This is a genomic window from Virgibacillus sp. CM-4 (assembly GCF_000445495.1).
GTDB lineage: Bacteria > Bacillota > Bacilli > Bacillales > Amphibacillaceae > Virgibacillus > Virgibacillus salexigens.
This window is the reverse complement of the sequence record NZ_AUQA01000001.1, coordinates 41,805-58,765: the sequence shown is the minus strand read 5'-3', so window position 1 is coordinate 58,765 and position 16,961 is coordinate 41,805. Positions and strand designations below refer to the sequence as shown.

The 16,961-nt window shown below is 37.1% G+C and carries 18 protein-coding genes; 11 read left to right on the top strand and 7 right to left on the bottom strand.

Annotated features, from left to right (window positions below):
* Positions 1-17: 17 nt before the first annotated feature.
* Positions 18-287: a hypothetical protein gene (locus tag M948_RS22805; protein ID WP_021288638.1), complete on the top strand. Its 270-nt coding sequence runs from the start codon at positions 18-20 to the stop codon at positions 285-287.
* Between the two features lie 908 nt (positions 288-1,195).
* On the opposite strand, the gene M948_RS22800 is transcribed toward M948_RS22805, so the two are convergent.
* A complete protein-coding gene (locus M948_RS22800; RefSeq protein WP_021288637.1) occupies positions 1,196-1,792 on the bottom strand; it encodes a TetR/AcrR family transcriptional regulator in 597 nt (198 codons plus the stop codon).
* A gap of 281 nt (positions 1,793-2,073) precedes the next feature.
* On the opposite strand from M948_RS22800, the gene M948_RS22795 reads away from it, so the two are divergent.
* From M948_RS22795 to M948_RS22785, 3 genes are all read left to right on the top strand, one after another.
* A complete protein-coding gene (locus M948_RS22795) occupies positions 2,074-3,042 on the top strand; it encodes a helix-turn-helix transcriptional regulator (protein ID WP_021288636.1) in 969 nt (322 codons plus the stop codon).
* A 259-nt stretch (positions 3,043-3,301) separates the two neighbouring features.
* Positions 3,302-3,970 carry a TraR/DksA C4-type zinc finger protein gene (locus M948_RS22790; RefSeq protein WP_021288635.1) on the top strand — a complete coding sequence of 223 codons (669 nt, stop codon included), beginning with the start codon at positions 3,302-3,304 and terminating at the stop codon, positions 3,968-3,970.
* Positions 3,971-4,035: 65 nt separating this feature from the next.
* Positions 4,036-4,242, top strand: coding sequence for a zinc ribbon domain-containing protein (locus M948_RS22785; RefSeq protein WP_021288634.1), 207 nt, complete (start codon positions 4,036-4,038; stop codon positions 4,240-4,242).
* A 53-nt stretch (positions 4,243-4,295) separates the two neighbouring features.
* Here the strand turns inward: M948_RS22785 and M948_RS22780 are convergent, their stop codons facing one another.
* On the bottom strand, positions 4,296-5,669 hold the full coding sequence (locus M948_RS22780) for a S1C family serine protease (protein WP_021288633.1): 1,374 nt from the start codon (positions 5,667-5,669) through the stop codon (positions 4,296-4,298).
* A gap of 306 nt (positions 5,670-5,975) precedes the next feature.
* Between M948_RS22780 and M948_RS22775 the strand changes: the two genes are divergently transcribed.
* From M948_RS22775 to M948_RS22755, 5 genes are all read left to right on the top strand, one after another.
* The gene (locus M948_RS22775) at positions 5,976-6,665 is read left to right on the top strand and encodes a response regulator transcription factor (RefSeq protein ID WP_021288632.1); all 690 of its coding nucleotides are present in this window, start codon (positions 5,976-5,978) and stop codon (positions 6,663-6,665) included.
* A complete protein-coding gene (locus M948_RS22770) occupies positions 6,662-8,002 on the top strand; it encodes a sensor histidine kinase (protein ID WP_021288631.1) in 1,341 nt (446 codons plus the stop codon). Before M948_RS22775 ends, M948_RS22770 begins: the two co-directional genes overlap by 4 nt.
* 82 nt (positions 8,003-8,084) lie before the next feature.
* A complete protein-coding gene (typA, locus tag M948_RS22765) occupies positions 8,085-9,914 on the top strand; it encodes a translational GTPase TypA (protein WP_021288630.1) in 1,830 nt (609 codons plus the stop codon).
* Between the two features lie 456 nt (positions 9,915-10,370).
* Positions 10,371-11,438 (top strand): PQQ-dependent sugar dehydrogenase, encoded by a 1,068-nt coding sequence (locus M948_RS22760; protein WP_231378644.1) that lies wholly within the window; start codon positions 10,371-10,373, stop codon positions 11,436-11,438.
* Between the two features lie 224 nt (positions 11,439-11,662).
* Positions 11,663-11,935, top strand: a complete 273-nt coding sequence (locus tag M948_RS22755) for a YkvA family protein (RefSeq protein WP_021288627.1) — start codon at positions 11,663-11,665, stop codon at positions 11,933-11,935.
* 22 nt (positions 11,936-11,957) lie between these two features.
* Here M948_RS22755 and M948_RS22750 read toward each other — a convergent pair whose 3' ends face one another.
* From M948_RS22750 to M948_RS42665, 5 genes are all read right to left on the bottom strand, one after another.
* The gene (locus M948_RS22750; protein ID WP_021288626.1) at positions 11,958-12,824 is read right to left on the bottom strand and encodes a dimethylarginine dimethylaminohydrolase family protein; all 867 of its coding nucleotides are present in this window, start codon (positions 12,822-12,824) and stop codon (positions 11,958-11,960) included.
* Positions 12,825-12,929: 105 nt separating this feature from the next.
* Positions 12,930-13,109: a hypothetical protein gene (locus tag M948_RS22745; protein ID WP_021288625.1), complete on the bottom strand. Its 180-nt coding sequence runs from the start codon at positions 13,107-13,109 to the stop codon at positions 12,930-12,932.
* 107 nt (positions 13,110-13,216) lie between these two features.
* Complete coding sequence (locus M948_RS22740) at positions 13,217-14,173, bottom strand: ABC transporter permease (RefSeq protein WP_021288624.1); 957 nt, start codon at positions 14,171-14,173, stop codon at positions 13,217-13,219.
* Positions 14,166-15,083: an ABC transporter ATP-binding protein gene (locus M948_RS22735; RefSeq protein ID WP_021288623.1), complete on the bottom strand. Its 918-nt coding sequence runs from the start codon at positions 15,081-15,083 to the stop codon at positions 14,166-14,168. Before M948_RS22735 ends, M948_RS22740 begins: the two co-directional genes overlap by 8 nt.
* Positions 15,084-15,271: 188 nt before the next feature.
* Positions 15,272-15,433 carry a YfhE family protein gene (locus tag M948_RS42665; protein WP_021288622.1) on the bottom strand — a complete coding sequence of 54 codons (162 nt, stop codon included), beginning with the start codon at positions 15,431-15,433 and terminating at the stop codon, positions 15,272-15,274.
* Between the two features lie 190 nt (positions 15,434-15,623).
* Here M948_RS42665 and M948_RS22730 point away from each other — a divergent pair, with 190 nt between their 5' ends.
* Entirely contained in the window at positions 15,624-16,187 is a 564-nt protein-coding gene (locus tag M948_RS22730; RefSeq protein WP_021288621.1) for an RNA polymerase sigma factor, read from the top strand.
* Positions 16,184-16,939 carry an anti-sigma factor gene (locus M948_RS22725; protein ID WP_021288620.1) on the top strand — a complete coding sequence of 252 codons (756 nt, stop codon included), beginning with the start codon at positions 16,184-16,186 and terminating at the stop codon, positions 16,937-16,939. The genes M948_RS22730 and M948_RS22725 overlap by 4 nt, the downstream gene beginning before the upstream one ends.
* Positions 16,940-16,961: the final 22 nt, after the last annotated feature.

Below are 16,961 nucleotides of genomic sequence, written 5' to 3'. Positions count from 1 at the left end.
TAAAAAGGATGATAAATATGAATAATCGAGGTATGATGACTTCACTACTTGCCATAGGAGCAACGGGAGCAGCAATTTATGGAATTACAAAGGGAGTACAAAATGGAACATTTAAGAACATGTCCCAAAATTTATCGAATGCAATGAACAATTCAGCACAACAAATAACTCAACCCATCCAAAATATGACTAACAATCAAAATGCGCAACAACTAACAAACACACTAAGTGGGTTAAATAGTTCACAACAACAAGCGCCTAACAATCATTCGCAAAGCAGCAAATAACTGTTGACTACATGTGAATCATTGTAACTTTATAAATACTTTTTCTGGTATTGAGCGAGCGATTAGTGAATTACAAACATTTCGTTATTTAATTAAATAAAGCCCCTCGTTTAAGAGGGGCAATTCGCGTGAGACCTTACATATACTATGTTTATATAGAAAGTGAGTAATCTGAAAGGCTAAGAAAAGCCTTAAATTTATGATGTGTCTTTAGTCATATTTAAATACATTGGTAAATATTATCTATAAGGGTTAACCCCATTACCTTGCCCTAGTTCAATTTGCGGTTGTTGTACTAGGGCTATAGTTATGTAATAATTCTTCTTTGGCTTCTAGACTTAAATAGTAGAGGAGTCCGTCCGGATGAGTTGTTTACATAAAATAGGTTCTATCATCGCTCTCGTCAAAATCCTTCGCTTTCCGCGAGCACGGTTCAGCTTCCTTGCCCCGGCAATCCCTCGTCAGCACACTTTCCTTCGGGATCTTCCGCTCGTACTGTTCCGGTATGAGTCTACGTATGTTGACTGCATGTGTATCATCGTTTAACTCATTCCTATTTTATCGTTCGACTTTTAGGTTACCTATTTTAGTTGTCTCCCGTCCCCTGGGTGTTTTTTTAATAGGCATACTCGCAATATAATTTAGGTATCACATATTAAAATGTATATTAAAATATAGAGATGTGAAACAAGCCCTCTTGGAACAAGAGAGGGCTAAAAGAATAACAATGTCTAGAAAGGAGTGAAATGTTATAACCATTTCACTATTAATCATATGAAAGGAACGTTTGTTGGTGTAGTTTAAAAGTTTAATTTTAATTAATTGACATAAAAGCCCCTTCAATAAGAAGGGGGCGGATGAGAATGAGCTTCATTGTTTGTATGTCGCAATCACGCCATATAATTGTTTTAAAAGGAAAGCGAGTTACAAAACTCATCAACGATCTGCTTTTTTATTTCTTCTATGGGAAACTGCTGTGGATAAGTAGATATCATCAACATAATGCCTTGAAGCGTGGATGAAAAGTATAACGACCGTTTCCGTGATTCCTTTGCTCCTAGTTTTTCAAATATCTTACATTGAAACTCAAACTGTCTGCCGTTCTCTTCAATAAGAAAACGACTGTATTTGATCAGCTCATGATCTGCTTCAGGCTGCGTTTGCAGATGTAGATAGAAACGAAATTCTTCCGGCCTATCGTAGACATTATCGATAGCACCCTCTATAATATGCTTGATTTGCTCCACTGGTGTATCGATAGCTTTTGCTTGATCCATGACTTCAACTATTTCTCCTACCCGAGCGTCTACCATTGTCGCCAGAAGTTCTTCTTTCCCTTTAAAGTAGTTGTAAAGCAGGCCTTTAGAGACGCCAGCCTGTATAGCAATGTCGCTAATAGAAGTCGCATGATACCCCTGCTTGATGAATAATTCCATCGCAGCTTTAAGAATACTCTCTTTGGCTAACTGCCGAATACGCTCATTCTCTTGTGGTGTTCTTGGCATATCAATCATCATCCTTTTAAAAAATGTTATATGTCGATACAAACCCTTGGGATGCGTTAACGTCACCATATGATCTGCACCAGAAATTTCAATGATTTGAGCGCATTTACTTCGCTTAAAATGATGTGATTTTGGTCTTGCATACTGCACCTCCTGGGTAGAGCGCTTAAGTATATGGAACAGTGGTCTCAATGAATTACCTATAATATTACACCCTGTTCTTGACAACTTATGTCATATTTTATTAAATAAACATAATAAATGATAAAAAGGTGAGGTTGATGAGAGGGGATCGACTGGTATCTATACTTTTATTATTACAATCACATGGGCAAATGACAGCCAAAGAATTAGCAGAAAAGCTGGAGGTTTCCGAACGAACCATTTATCGAGATATGGATGCTTTAAGTGGAACCGGTATCCCAGTTTTAGCAGAACGGGGGAAAAACGGCGGCTGGTCATTATTGGAAGATTATCGGACTAATTTAACAGGTTTAAAGGAATCTGAAATTCGTGCGCTATTTGTACCTCAGTCCACACAATTGCTAGATGACTTGGGATTTGCCCGTACATCCGAAGAAGCTAGGAATAAACTAATCGCTTCGCTTCCATCTATTTATCGCGAAAACGCTAAAGATGTCTGGAATCGTATTCATGTTGACATGAGCACATGGTTTAAGCGGAGAGAAAAAATAATGTCCTTCGAAGTTCTTAAAAAGGCCATTTGGAACGAATACAAATTAAAGATTGAATATCAGCGTATGGACGGAAATACTAGTGAACGAGTTGTAAAACCACTTGGACTTGTAGCAAAAGGAAGTCGTTGGTATTTCGTTGCTTCCAAAGAAAATGATGACATCCGAAATTACAGGGCGTCGCGTATATTATCCGCAAAACCTTTGGAAGAAACATTTGAAAGACCAAAAGATTTCAATCTTGCTCAGTATTGGGAATTATCAACAAAAGCATTTATAGAAAATTTACCTCATTACGAAGTACGAGTGGAAGTTCTGCCGTCTACCTTGACATGGCTTAAGTTCTCTGGACGATTGGTCCAAAATATGGAGGTTGAAAATATAACGAAGGATGATTGGGTCCCTGTCAAACTTTCTTTTGATACCGAAAATGAGGCAAAAGCCTATATACTGGGGTTTGCAGATCAAATAAGGGTGATTGAACCAAAAGAATTACAGGATAAGATTATTGAAATGGCTGAAAGTGTTGTCGCATTCTATAAACGTGAAGGGTAATAGTAAGAAAAATGATCAACATGGATGTATTTTCTTCTCGCTTCAATTTTTTACATGTATCTTGAAGCGCCTTAATAAAAGGATTTATATATAACCTTTGGCATTCCTGCATCCATAATGTATCAACTAAAAATGGAAATAAATTCTAAATAACCGATTTCGGATTGACATGATTTGGGAGCAAAAATAGAGAATGTCGTCGTCCTCTTTTGTGCATAGTATAGATACATATTCACTCAAAAAGAGAGGACGATCTTCCATGATTACGAACCAACAATTAGCGGCATGTAAGGAAGTCTTATTAAATCGGCAATCTGAGTTGATTAATCAAGTTCAGGATCACTTAGGGCTTACGCTTGAAACGGCACAGGAATCAATTGGGGAACTTTCCAATTATGATAATCATCCTGGAGATACAGGGTCTGAATTATTTGAGAGGTCAAAGGATCTAGCTCTTAATGAGCATGCTGAAAGGGAATTAGAAGAAATTAATGAAGCATTACATGCTATTGAAGATGGCACATATGGTATATGTACGAAATGTGGGGGAGATATTCCGTATGAAAGGCTAGCTGCTGTTCCTACTGCTGATCGTTGTGTGGAACATGCGAATCATAATGCATTTACGCAGCATCGTACCATTGAAGAGCAAGTTTTTAGCCCAAATATAAATCCTGATGAAAGATCTGATGATTCACAGGTTGAATATGATGCAGAAGATGCTTGGCAAGAAGTGAGTGTCTATGGAACTTCTGAAACTCCATCTGACTTCTATGGTGAGAAAGAAGACTATGATGAAATGTATCCAAATAGTGATGGAGCACCAGGAGCAGTAGAAAGTGTAGAAGAATTTTTAGCTGCTGATATTAATGGAGAATATACACATCCGGCTGCTAATCATAATAAATATGAAGAGAATTTGGACTAACTCATTGCAACTTCATTTGAAACCTTTATTCCATTTATTCGTAGTACAAATAAGAGGTGAATGAAATGAATCAAAGTAAAGGTTGTTTAAAATGTGGCAGTACGGATGCGGATCAAAAAGAAGTATCAATGACAGGTTCTGGGTTATCGAAGATGTTTGATGTTCAGAATAATAAATTCCTTGTTGTATATTGTAAAAATTGTGGATACTCGGAGTTCTACAATAAGGAAACTTCTGCAAGCAGCAATATTTTTGATTTATTCTTTGGATAACATTATAAAAAACCCATCTCCTGTTGTTGAGGAAATGGGTTTTTACATGTTTATCATTCGTTTGACTGGTTTGTTTCATTGTCTTCTTGTGCTTGAAGTGTTAATTCTGTTGTTTGCTTCTCACCATCACGATAGTACTCTATTTCGACTGTCTCACCAACGGATGCATCAGAATAGAGGAATTGTCTTAATTCTAAAATCGATGTAATTTCATTCCCATTAATTTTTGTAATGACATCAAATTGTTCTAAACCTGCTTCAGATGCTGCCGAACCATTTTGTACCTCTGCGATAACCATACCGCCCTTTACATCATCAGGCAAGGCAATTTCATTGCGATACTGTTGAGGTACTTGATTAATTGCGGCAGTACTAATTCCGATTAGCGGCCTTTCGATTTCACCTTCTTTTTCTAATTGTTCAATTATCGGAAGTGCTGAATCTACCGGGATGGCAAAACCTATACCTTCTACTTCACTACGAGCAATTTTCATAGAGTTAATACCGACGACAGCTCCATTTTCATTTACTAATGCACCGCCGCTATTTCCAGGGTTGATTGCAGCATCGGTTTGAATAACTTCTGTTACCCAATCTGCTTGCTGGTCACCATTTGTATCAATTTCAATGGAGCGATTTAATCCACTGACTACGCCTTTCGTCACGGTGTTAGCAAATTGCATGCCGAGCGGATTGCCAATAGCCATAGCAGTTTCACCTACTTTAAGGTCTTTTGAAGTACCCATGTTAGCAACAGTTGTTATTTTCTCGCCATCGACTTCTAATACAGCTAAATCGGTTAATTCATCTGTACCTAGTACTTTTGCATTTAAGCGTTCCTCTTGATAATTAAGCACAATTTCTACTTCTTTTGCCCCTTCTACAACGTGTTGATTCGTAATAACGTATGCCTTGCCGTTTTCCTTTTTATATATAATTCCTGAGCCAGTACCTGCTTCCTCGCTTTCAGTCCATACGCTTTGCTGTTGCATATTAAGTACACCAACAACAGCTTTAGAAGTTTCTTCTATGTTAGTAGCAACATCTGCGTCATCGGAGGCCAAGGTCTTGACTACTTCTGCTGCTTCATTGTTTGAATTATCTGTAGCGTTATTATTGTTTCCGCTTTGTTGGTTAATAGGTATAATATTTGTTAATACCAATGCTACTATTAAGGCTACAGATACGATACCACCAGATAACCCTCCTAGGAAGAAGTGCAGCATCGATTTATTTTTTGGAGGTTTTTTATTTCCTTTAGAGTCTCTATGATTATCGGAAGTACCTGTATCTGTTTGATTATATGATTCTCTTTGAGTTTGATGGTCTTGATAGGTATCAGATAGTGGCCGTTCATCTTCGAAAGAATTATTTTCATTAGGATATCCATCCCAATCATTACGTTGATTTTCGTCTTTATAATCCATCTTTCCTCACCCTTTCCAAAGATTTTAAAAAACAGGCTTTAGGATACCATCTCTAAGCGACGAGGGGAGTTAGGGGACGCAACAGAGGTGTTATCCACCAGCCTGAATATATGAGTAAATGGCACTTCATGAGAATTTAAAGATGTAATTCAATGAAGTCACCATCGATATATTTATATTGTACCCACGCTATTTGGGATTCATTTGGTATAAATGTGGAAAAAATGTGTAAAACCATTTAGGATGTAAACATTAACTATTTATGTGAGAATAGAAGTAATTAATTTGTAGAAAAGGTGACAGAGTATGAATAATCATATTGGTGTTGTTGAAGATGATTCGAATATACAAAATATTGTATCCGCGTATTTGAAAAAAGAGGGTTTTGAAGTAACCGTACTGGATAATGCTGAGGATGCATGGGAGTTTTGGCAAACCGACCGCCCCGATATGTGGATATTAGATATTATGCTGCCTGGTATGGATGGTTATGAATTCTGCAAAAAAATTCGTAATGAAAGTGAAGTTCCAATTATTATTATATCAGCAAAAGATGAAGAGATAGATAAGATTCTCGGGCTGGAGCTTGGTGGAGACGATTATTTAACAAAGCCGTTTAGCCCGCGAGAATTAGTGGCTAGAGTAAAACGTTTATTCAAACGCTCGCAAGTGTTGGTAGAAAAAGAAGAACTGGAAGATAGAGTAACTGTTGACCAACTAACGATTGATAAGAAAGAACGGCGTATTTTCTTTGATAATCAAGAATTTGAAGTAACCACCAAAGAATTTGATATGTTATCGATACTAACTGAAAATATCAATCGCGCATTTTCTAGAGAAGAATTGCTAATAAAAATATGGGGAGATAATTACTTTGGAAGTGATCGAGCCGTGGATGATTTAGTGAAGCGGATTCGGAAGAAACTACCCGATCTTCCGTTGGAAACTGTATGGGGTTACGGCTATCGATTAAGGCATGAAGGAGATCAAGTATGAGGCTGCAATCTCAGCTAAATGCTGCATTTACTACTCTATTATTAATCGTCATGGCGATAACGGGATATTTGATTTACTCTTTAATTTTGGACATGCTTATTCAAGATGAGCAACGGCAATTAAGGCAAAAAGGAGATTTATTAATTGAGGTTCTAAATGAACAGTACGGTAACACGAGTATAAGTAATTTAGAGGAGTTTCTCCAGGATCAAGATTTACAATTATTTATATATGATCGTAATCAAAATGCCGTCGTATCACCATTACCTAAATCGGTTGTTGCTGAATTCTTTCGTACCAATGATTTTTCCGATAAAAATGAAACGTTATGGGAGTATAAAAATGATAAATACGTTACTTCGCGAATTCTAATTAGACCTGAAAGTACAGGATTAGAGTTAATTTTATTAACCCCACTTAGTGATATTGAATCTGTTCAACAGAATTTTATTTTCCGGTTACTAATTGTATTCTTGATAGGTGGCGCTATTGCAACAATTCTGAGTTATATATTTACACGTAAATTAGTAACGCCACTTTCTAAATTAAAAAAACAATTGAAGAAAATCGAAAAACGTCAATTTAATTCCATGGAGAGAATTCACGCTACTGGGGAAATTAAGGAAGTGGAACAAAGTGTATTTGAGATGGCAAACGAACTACAGAGGTATATTAATTCTCAACAAACTTTCTTTCAAAATGCAAGCCATGAACTAAAAACGCCATTGATGACAATCCAAGGGTATGCAGAAGGAATCCGGGATAAGATTTTTGATGCGAATGAAGAAGAAAAGGGCTTGGAAGTGATGGTAACAGAAGTTAAACGCTTGAAAAAAATAATTAATGAAATGGTCCTATTAGCTAAATTAGATAGTGAACCAGATGTTTATAATCCTGAAATGTTACAGTTATCTGTTATCTTGGAGCAAGTAGTGGATCGGGCTTTGCCAATTGTTAATGAAAATGGAGTTGAATTAAAGCACAGCATGGAGGGGTCACCAGAATTATACGCTGATGGTGAAAAGTTATTACGTGCCCTTTTAAATCTTACCTTTAATGGCATACGTCATGCGAACGAAAAGGTAAGCTTGCATATTAAACAAGAAAACAAGCGAATCCTGATTACTGTAGAGGACGATGGTGAGGGGATATCCGAAAACCTTATCCCGCAGATATTTCATCGATTTGTAAAAGGAAAGGGTGGAGAAACTGGCCTTGGATTAGCAATTGCTCGAGCTATTATTGAACAATCTGGTGGCAGAATAACTGTCGATCGCTCACAACTTGGAGGAGCAAAATTCCAAATAGAATTTTTCGAGCAGCATTTAGAACGATGAAACTTCAAAACTTTTACCTAATACCGGCAAGTGTGTTATAATTGAATGGTTTGAATCAACTCGTAAATAGAGGAGCTTACGTATGCAATTAAGAGAAGATATTCGCAACATCGCTATTATTGCCCATGTAGACCATGGTAAAACGACATTAGTCGATCAGCTTTTAAAGTATTCGGGGACATTCCGCGAAAATGAGCAAGTTAATGAGCGGGCGATGGACTCTGGAGATATTGAGAGAGAACGTGGTATTACTATTTTGGCAAAGAATACCGCGATTAAATATAAAGACACAGCCATTAATATCCTTGATACGCCTGGCCATGCTGACTTTGGTGGTGAAGTGGAACGAATTATGAAAATGGTTGATGGAGTGGCGTTAGTAGTTGATGCTTACGAAGGAACGATGCCGCAAACCCGTTTTGTATTAAAAAAAGCACTGGAGCAAAAACTTACCCCAATCGTCGTGCTAAATAAAATTGATCGCCCAAACGCACGTCCACACGAAGTAATTGATGAAGTGCTTGATTTATTCATTGAGCTTGGTGCAGATGATGACCAACTAGAGTTCCCTGTAGTTTATGCTTCTGCTTTAAATGGAACTTCAGGGTTTGAACCAGAGGAACAAGAAGAGACGATGGATCCTGTATTCACCACAATTCTGGATCACATTCCGGCTCCAGTGGATAATCGTGAAGAGCCATTACAATTCCAAATAACTTTATTGGATTATAATGATTACGTTGGCCGAATTGGTGTGGGCCGTGTAGTACGTGGTAAAATCGCTGTCGGTCAGCAAGTTGTCATTTTGAAAAAAGATGGTTCGGAAAAATCATTCCGTATTACTAAATTATTTGGCTTTATAGGCTTAAAACGGATAGAAATTAAAGAAGCAGTTGCGGGAGATATTGTAGCAGTTGCTGGAATGGAAGATATTAATGTAGGTGAAACGATATGTCCACAGGATCATATCGAAGGACTGCCTTGGTTACGTATTGATGAACCTACCTTACAAATGACTTTTCTTGTTAACAACAGCCCATTTGCTGGGAGAGAAGGAAAATATATTACGTCACGTCGAATTGAAGAACGATTGCTAAAACAATTAGAAACAGATGTTAGTCTGAGAGTGGAGCCAACAGATTCACCTGATGCTTGGATTGTGTCAGGGCGTGGGGAACTACATCTATCCATTTTGATTGAAAATATGCGTCGTGAAGGATATGAATTACAACTATCGAAACCGCAAGTTATTATTAAAGAAATAGATGGTGTAAAGTGTGAACCTGTAGAACGGGTACAAGTCGATGTACCTGAAGAATATACAGGAGCGATTATGGAATCTTTAGGGGAAAGAAAAGGTGAAATGCTTGATATGGTTAACCAAGGAAATGGTCAAGTACGCCTTGAATTTAAAGTTCCATCACGAGGACTGCTTGGGTATTCAACAGAATTCATGTCGCAAACACGTGGGTATGGAATCCTAAACCATACGTTCGATGGATATGAACCAATTATAAAAGGACAAGTTGGTGGAAGAAGAGAAGGTGTCCTAGTAGCACTAGAAAACGGTAAAGCATCAACTTATGGTATTATGCAATTGGAAGATCGTGGTGTTATCTTTGTTAACCCAGGTACGGAGGTTTATTCCGGTATGATTGTAGGAGAACATAATCGGGATAATGACTTAACGGTTAATATTACAAAGGAAAAACATTTAACCAATGTTCGCTCTGCGACAAAAGATCAAACCTCAACCATTCGCAAAACCAGGGAAATGTCTTTAGAAGAAGCAATTGAGTATCTAAATGATGATGAATATTGTGAAGTAACCCCTGAGACAGTCCGATTACGTAAAAAAATCTTAAATAAGAATGAACGTGAAAAAGCAGCGAAAAAGAATAAAATAGACTAAGAAACGTAAAACACTGAAAGTATTGCTTTCAGTCAGCTTGTAGAAAAATCTTATGTTTTTCTACAAGCTTTTTTGTGCGCCCGTGCGGTACCACTCGCTTTCTGCGGACGAAAGCCCGAGCCTCCTCGTGAAAACCCCACTGCGGGGGCTTTTTCCGCAGGAGTTTCGTGGTATTCGTCCTTCACCTAACTTACCTTGGATAGGTGAGGGGGCACTCCATTTCCAATACATTTTGCCTATCTTTTTTTGATTGAAACAAAACCATTACTGCCTTTAAGAATTCTATCTAAAAATAACAAAGAAAAGATGGAATTTCAGGAAAAAAAGCAAGAAAAGACTGTAGTGTTTTTTGTTACTAAATTTAGGGAATAATCAAAATAGATTAGTAAAACGAATAATGATGAGGTGTTGTGTATTCGGGATTTCTACGTATTCTTTATCATGGTTGTTATCGTTTTGGTATCTGCATGTGCACAAGATAACGATTCGAATTCGTCTCAAAAAGATCAAGCGTCACAAGAATCAAAAACCACTGAAGAAACAGATCAAGGAATCGAAAAGAAAGTAATTGCTTCTAATTTGCAAGAACCGTGGGAAATTGAGCAAGTAGATAGCTCGCTGTATATTAGCGAGCGAACCGGTTCTATTGTGAAAGTGGAAGCGGACGAAGTTAATCGAAAACCCGTACAATTTGATGCTAGTTTATCCCAGCAAGCTGAAGCTGGATTATTGGGGTTAGCGTTCCCAGAGAATTTCTCACAAACAAATACGGCAATTGCTTATTATTCCTACGAACAAAATGGAGCATATTATCAACGTGTAGTGACAGTAGAGGAGACCGAAGAACAATGGAGAGAAAAAAGTATATTACTTGATAAAATCCCAGGAGGAGAGTTCCATCAAGGTGGAAGAATGGAGATTGGGCCAGATAATAAGTTGTATATTACTACAGGTGATGCTACGAATCCTGAATCAGCTCAAGATATGGAGAGCCTTGCTGGGAAAATTCTTCGGATGAATCTTGACGGTACCGTTCCCAATGATAATCCGCAACAAGATTCCTATGTTTTTTCTTACGGTCATCGTAACCCACAGGGTTTAGCTTGGGGGAAAGGCAGTCAGTTATATGCAACCGAACATGGTTCAAGCGCAACAGATGAAATAAATCAGATCGAAGCAGGCAATAATTATGGTTGGCCGGAGATACAGGGTGATGAGACAAAAGAAGGAATGAAAACTCCGATTATCCATTCAGGTGAAGATACTTGGGCTCCTTCTGGAATGACCTATTTACAAGGCAAGTTTTATTTTGCTTCTTTAAGAGGGGAAGCACTTCGCCAATTTGATCCCTTAAAGGAAACCGAAACAGCAATTATTTCAGATGTTGGTAGGGTACGAGATGTAATGGCTGACCAGAATGGATTGTATATTATTACGAACAATACAGATGGACGAGGAAATCCAGCAGAGAATGATGATCAGTTAATGTACATTCCAATACCAAAAAATCAGCTGCATCAATAGTATAAAATAGTGGACCTTGTATAAAAACAAGGTTCGCTATCCATCCTTTTCTTAGGGCCTTTTGTGTTACTTCTCCCCAGCTATTTTATAGTGCTATGTCTTTAATTGGCTCATCTTATAAAGATTTTCATATATTATGCGCCATGTTGAATCATTCGGCAAATCACATATATATATGCTAGTATAACTAGGATAAAGGAAATCAAGAAAGGAGCTTGCTTATCATGCGAAGGTTTTGGAAACGTATTGGATTCCTATTTACATTTCAACGGTCTATTCCATTTTTAAAAGATTTCTTTGTGGAAAAGGAAGTTACAAAATCAAAAAAGATTTTGTTTGCTGTATTAATTATCGGCTATTTCTTATTTCCATTTGATTTAATTCCTGATTTTCTATTCGGCTTAGGTCTTGTAGATGATGTTTCAATAGCAATTTTATTATTGCAATGGATGATTAAAATGGCTCCCCAGCACTTAAAAGAGAAGTATTCGTTCTAGAACTAGGTAAGAGCGTCTATTGCTAACCTTCCATTCTTTTCAGTGGCAGTGTGCAGCAGCGGAAGGATCCACCTGATTTTATAATTTCAGAAAAGGCGATTTCAGCTACTTTAAACCCAGCTTGTTCCATCTTCCTATTTAAGGCGCGGTTTTCAGGTAGACTTACGATTGTGTTGTTACCAATCGTAAGAACGTTCGGCCCCATCGCGAATTGCTCTTCCTCCGTGACTTCAATAACCGTGTACCATGTCTTCAAGTATTGATAAGCAGCTTTATCTATCCCAGCTGGATATACGAGGGCGGTATGCTCCCCAATAATAGTCAATACACAATCCAAATGAAGAATATCCTCTCTTAGTTTTACGGATCGTATATAATGGTTAGGCAATACTTGCTGTAACTGTTGGATAGCTTTTCTGCTCGTACGATGGCTGTTTCCTATCCAAATGGTTTTACCATCAACTAGTACATCTCCGCCCTCGATTGCTGATGATATCGTAGCATTGTATTGCAGGTTATTTTGCTGTAGCCAGTCTCTTAAAACAGCAGTCTCTGGATGACGAACCTCTTCTTTCATTAATGATATAAATAACGTATCCTCAATGACAAATCCGATATCTCTTGTATAGACCTGTTCATTTAATTCTTCCTTCGTTGGTAATTCGCTTACATGGGTTCCTTCTGACTCTAAGAAAAGTTTAAAATCATGGTGCTGCTGCAGAGCCTTATCTCGGTTGATGTTATCTTTTAGATAATGCTCCTGTGTTTCATTAATCACTTCTTCAATTTTCATGTTGGTTGGTGGTACAAGAATAACTTCTTGTAATGCATCATATTCGTTTTCGCAATAAATAGTCATAGGTTGGTTTTCGGGCAAAGCTTTTGTCATTTGTTGAACCTCCATTACTTGTTTACCTATTCTTCCCTGTTTGTTAAAGAAAGAAACAAAAAAAGGACTGCTTACAGCCCTTTTTCTGTAGGATCGTATCCTTTGTCAATGTTTATTATGTTCTTCTTCATTTGGTATATACTTTGCAAAATAAGCTGCGAATAATAAAAATATAAAGGACAATCCCCATGAAACAATACCGTTCCATTGAAAGTCTATACGTAATCCAACAACTAAGATAACCGCACTTAAACCAATGAAGAACACTGTTAAGTAACGTTTCACGTAAAACACCTCGATTACTTAGGTACATAGTTCCATCGTATTGTATGCATATATTATAATATGTGTCTTCAAAAATTTATATTAACAGGTTCTAAAAATTGGACTTTTTATTGCCCAGCAACATCTCTTTTCGTAAAAAACAGCCAAGACAATACTAAAAATACAATATAATAAACAATTAAAACACTGATGGAAAAGCCAAGGGTCATTCCTTCTATCCAGGGAGTATTGCCAGCGGCATATCTACTAAGGTCTGTGTTTGCAAATAATATATACTTGGCCCATTCTTTGTCTGCAAAGAAGCCAACGATAGAATTTCCCGCCATCATTAAAAATATTGCTGTACCGATAGCAAGTGCACTATTACGGAAGATGGAAGATATCATAAACGCAAATGTAGCCATCATAATTAGGTTAACCATACTATAACCATACTCAGTAAAAATGGAACCGACTAGTGAAACAACTTCGAATCCTCCCGAACCATCATTTGTTACAATAGAAGGATTAACCCCTTCTACGCCAAAGAAAATAGCGCCAATAATCCATGAAAAAGCAAAAACAAAAATAGAAGTAAATAATGAGAATAATAACACAGAAAGATATTTTGATAATAAGATTCCACTTCTGCTAATTGGGCGGATAAGCAAAAGCTTAATTGTTCCCCAACGGAATTCGTTTGCTACAATTCCTGCCGCGATAATAATAGTTAGTAAGCTAACTACAGATAAAAAGGCTAGATTTTCTTGGACAAATTTCCAGGCACCATATGCTTCAGGCTGGATATCATGTTCTAAATAATAGTTATTCTTTTCAATTTGTTGTGAATTATAGTCTGCCATCATTTCCTCATTTTGCATCTCTTCTTTCAAGGCAGCATTCTCTTCTTGCAATACTTCTCGCCAGTTGTCATCTTGATATTGTTCTGTTGAATTACCGAAATTGTTTGTCATAACTGCCATGCCAAGAATTAATAAGGCTAAGACAATGTACATTGCCCACGTTGATTTTTGAATATAGATTTTGATTTGTTCATTGTAGATAAGGCTTACCAGTTTACTCAATTGTATTCTCTCCAATCAGTTCAAAAAATTGATCTTCTAGGTTTCCTTTTGCAACATGGATTTGATATACAGCACAATCGTTCTCCATTAATGATTTAATAATTGCGGGAACTTGTTCCTTTTGACTACGAAACGATAAGAACTCATCGATTCGGACAGCTTCCAATTGATATTGCTCTTGCAAAACCTGTGCTGCTTTATCTATCGGTTCTACTTCCATTTGATGAATCAGGTTATGGTCGGCTGCATCACCTCCGACCGTTTGAATAGATATCAGCTCACCATTTTTAATGACACCAATACGATCACACATTTGTTCAATTTCTGATAATAAATGACTCGAAATAATAATGGCTACCTGTTCTTCTTTTGCAAGCTTTCTTATGTATTGACGAATTTCTCGAATTCCTGCTGGATCTAACCCATTTGTTGGTTCATCTAAAATTAAAACAGAAGGATTATGGAGTAAGGCTTGAGCAATTCCTAGACGTTGACGCATCCCTAAAGAATATTTACCTACCTTGTCGTTAATTGGTTTTTCAAGACCAACAAGGGTGACAACTTCTTGTACACGTTCCTTTGTTACTTCTGGCATCATTCTGGCGTAATGCATTAAATTCTGCCATCCGCTCATAAACGGATACATTTCTGGATTCTCAACAATGGCACCTACCTCCTTTACAGCCTCCTTATAATTTGTTGAAATGCTATTTCCGAGAATACGAACATCTCCAGCCGATAATTTCATTAAACCTACCATCATTCGAATTGTAGTCGTTTTTCCTGCGCCATTTGGACCAATAAAACCAAATACTTCTCCTTTATAAATAGAGAATGATAATCCTTTAATAATTTCTTTGTTTCCTACTGATTTTTTAACATCGATTAATTCCATCGCTGTTTCCGGCATTTTTAAACCTCCTATATCATTGTTATTAGGTATTACGTAGGGGCTTACTAGATTGTTTCATTCCTTCAAAAAAAATCCAATATATAAAGAGGAAATTCCTCTTCATATATTGGTGTTTGTCTATTTATAGGGGGAATTGAATGATGAATGTCCAGCAATTGTCTGTCCAATCTTTGTTTAATCGTATCTTATTTAATCAAATCAGGGTTTTCGTTTTTTGCTTCACGGACTCTTGATTTACGATATCCACCAGCGATGTCCGCATGTTTGAAGTCCTTTGAATAATGAACTTCTTGTGCGTCAGTCAACTGTTTGTTTTTCGTTGGTTGATATTGTGTATTTCTACTCATCTTTTAAAAATCCTTTCTTAAAAATGGTTACATTTCTCGTATTCCCGTTAGAAATATACTTAAACGTAAAAAATTGATCCATTTACAGCGCTTTATACGTTTCCTCTTTAGATGATTAGAAGATGCTGCTTTTATGAATTCGATCAAACCTATGATATTCTATAGGCATATTGCTATAAAGGAGAATAGGATGCGAGAACAAGATATTGAATTATTTCATCGCGTACAGAATAAAGATGAAGTCGCTTTAGAGCTACTTTATGATCGCTATGAGAAATTACTCTTTTCTTTTTCTTTTCGTATGACCAATAATAAATTCTTGGCGGAAGAAGCCGTTCAGGATGTGTTTACTAAACTTTGGTCAAAATCATTGCCTTATTCGGAAGAAAAGGGTAAATTTTCATCTTGGTTGTTAACTATTACACGCAATACCTGTCTTGATTTATTAAGAAAAAAGAAATCAAATGATTATGAGCTAAAGGAGAGGGACGCTCTTCAAGAAGATAATGATCCTTCTCCAGAAGAAACAGCTGAATGGAAAGAACAGCATGAAGAGATACAACATGCGATTAAGGAGTTAAAAACAGAACAGCAGGAAATTATTAATTTGTTCTATTTTAGAGGATTTACTCAGTCCCAAATTGCAAAGAAGTGTAACCTTCCGTTAGGTACAGTTAAAGGAAGAGTTCGTCTTTCGCTACAACACTTAAATAAAATACTGACTAAGAAAAAAGAAAGGGGGATTCGTGAATGATGGATAAACAATGTGATCTTTTACTAGATTATTTTAATGGGCATTTAACAAACCAACAGAAGGCTGCATTTGAATCGCATTTAAAAGATTGCCCATCTTGTCAGGAAGAACTAAAGGAATTAGAAGAGCTGACAATGGATCTCCCATATGCAAGTGAACCTATTGCTGTTCCAGATGGTATGAAGCAACGTATTTTATCAAATGTTAAAGACGATTCACAGATAGAGAATAAGGCCACATTTGATCAAACAGACAGTGAACCTGGTCCGAAACCACCAATAAAACCGAAGCGTACATGGTTTAAACCGTTTATGGTAGCAGCATTAACGTTATCGTTAGTGGGTAATGGGGCGGCCTTGTACTATATTAATGAACAAAAAGATGACGCTGATACTGGAGAATCCTTTTCTGTAGATAGCATGAAGGAAGCCTACACACTTCAAGCTTCTGAAGATATTGAGGCAGCAGCAACAGCGATGATGATCGAACAGAACCGTGAGACGAACCTCATTATTCAAGCAAACAATCTTCCAGAATTAAAAGGAGATGAAAAATACCAAGTTTGGGTGTTAGAAGAAGGTAAACCGTTTCGGGCTGGTACGTTTGTAACCAATCAAGACGGCAAAGGTGGTGTATCCTATACATTGCATGACATGAAGGAGCGGAATTATGATACGATTGCAATTACAAAGGAGCCAAATGCCAATAGCCAACAACCACAAGGAGATATTTTATTGAGTTCTCCATTATAATTTAGAGGCGGAACACATGAAG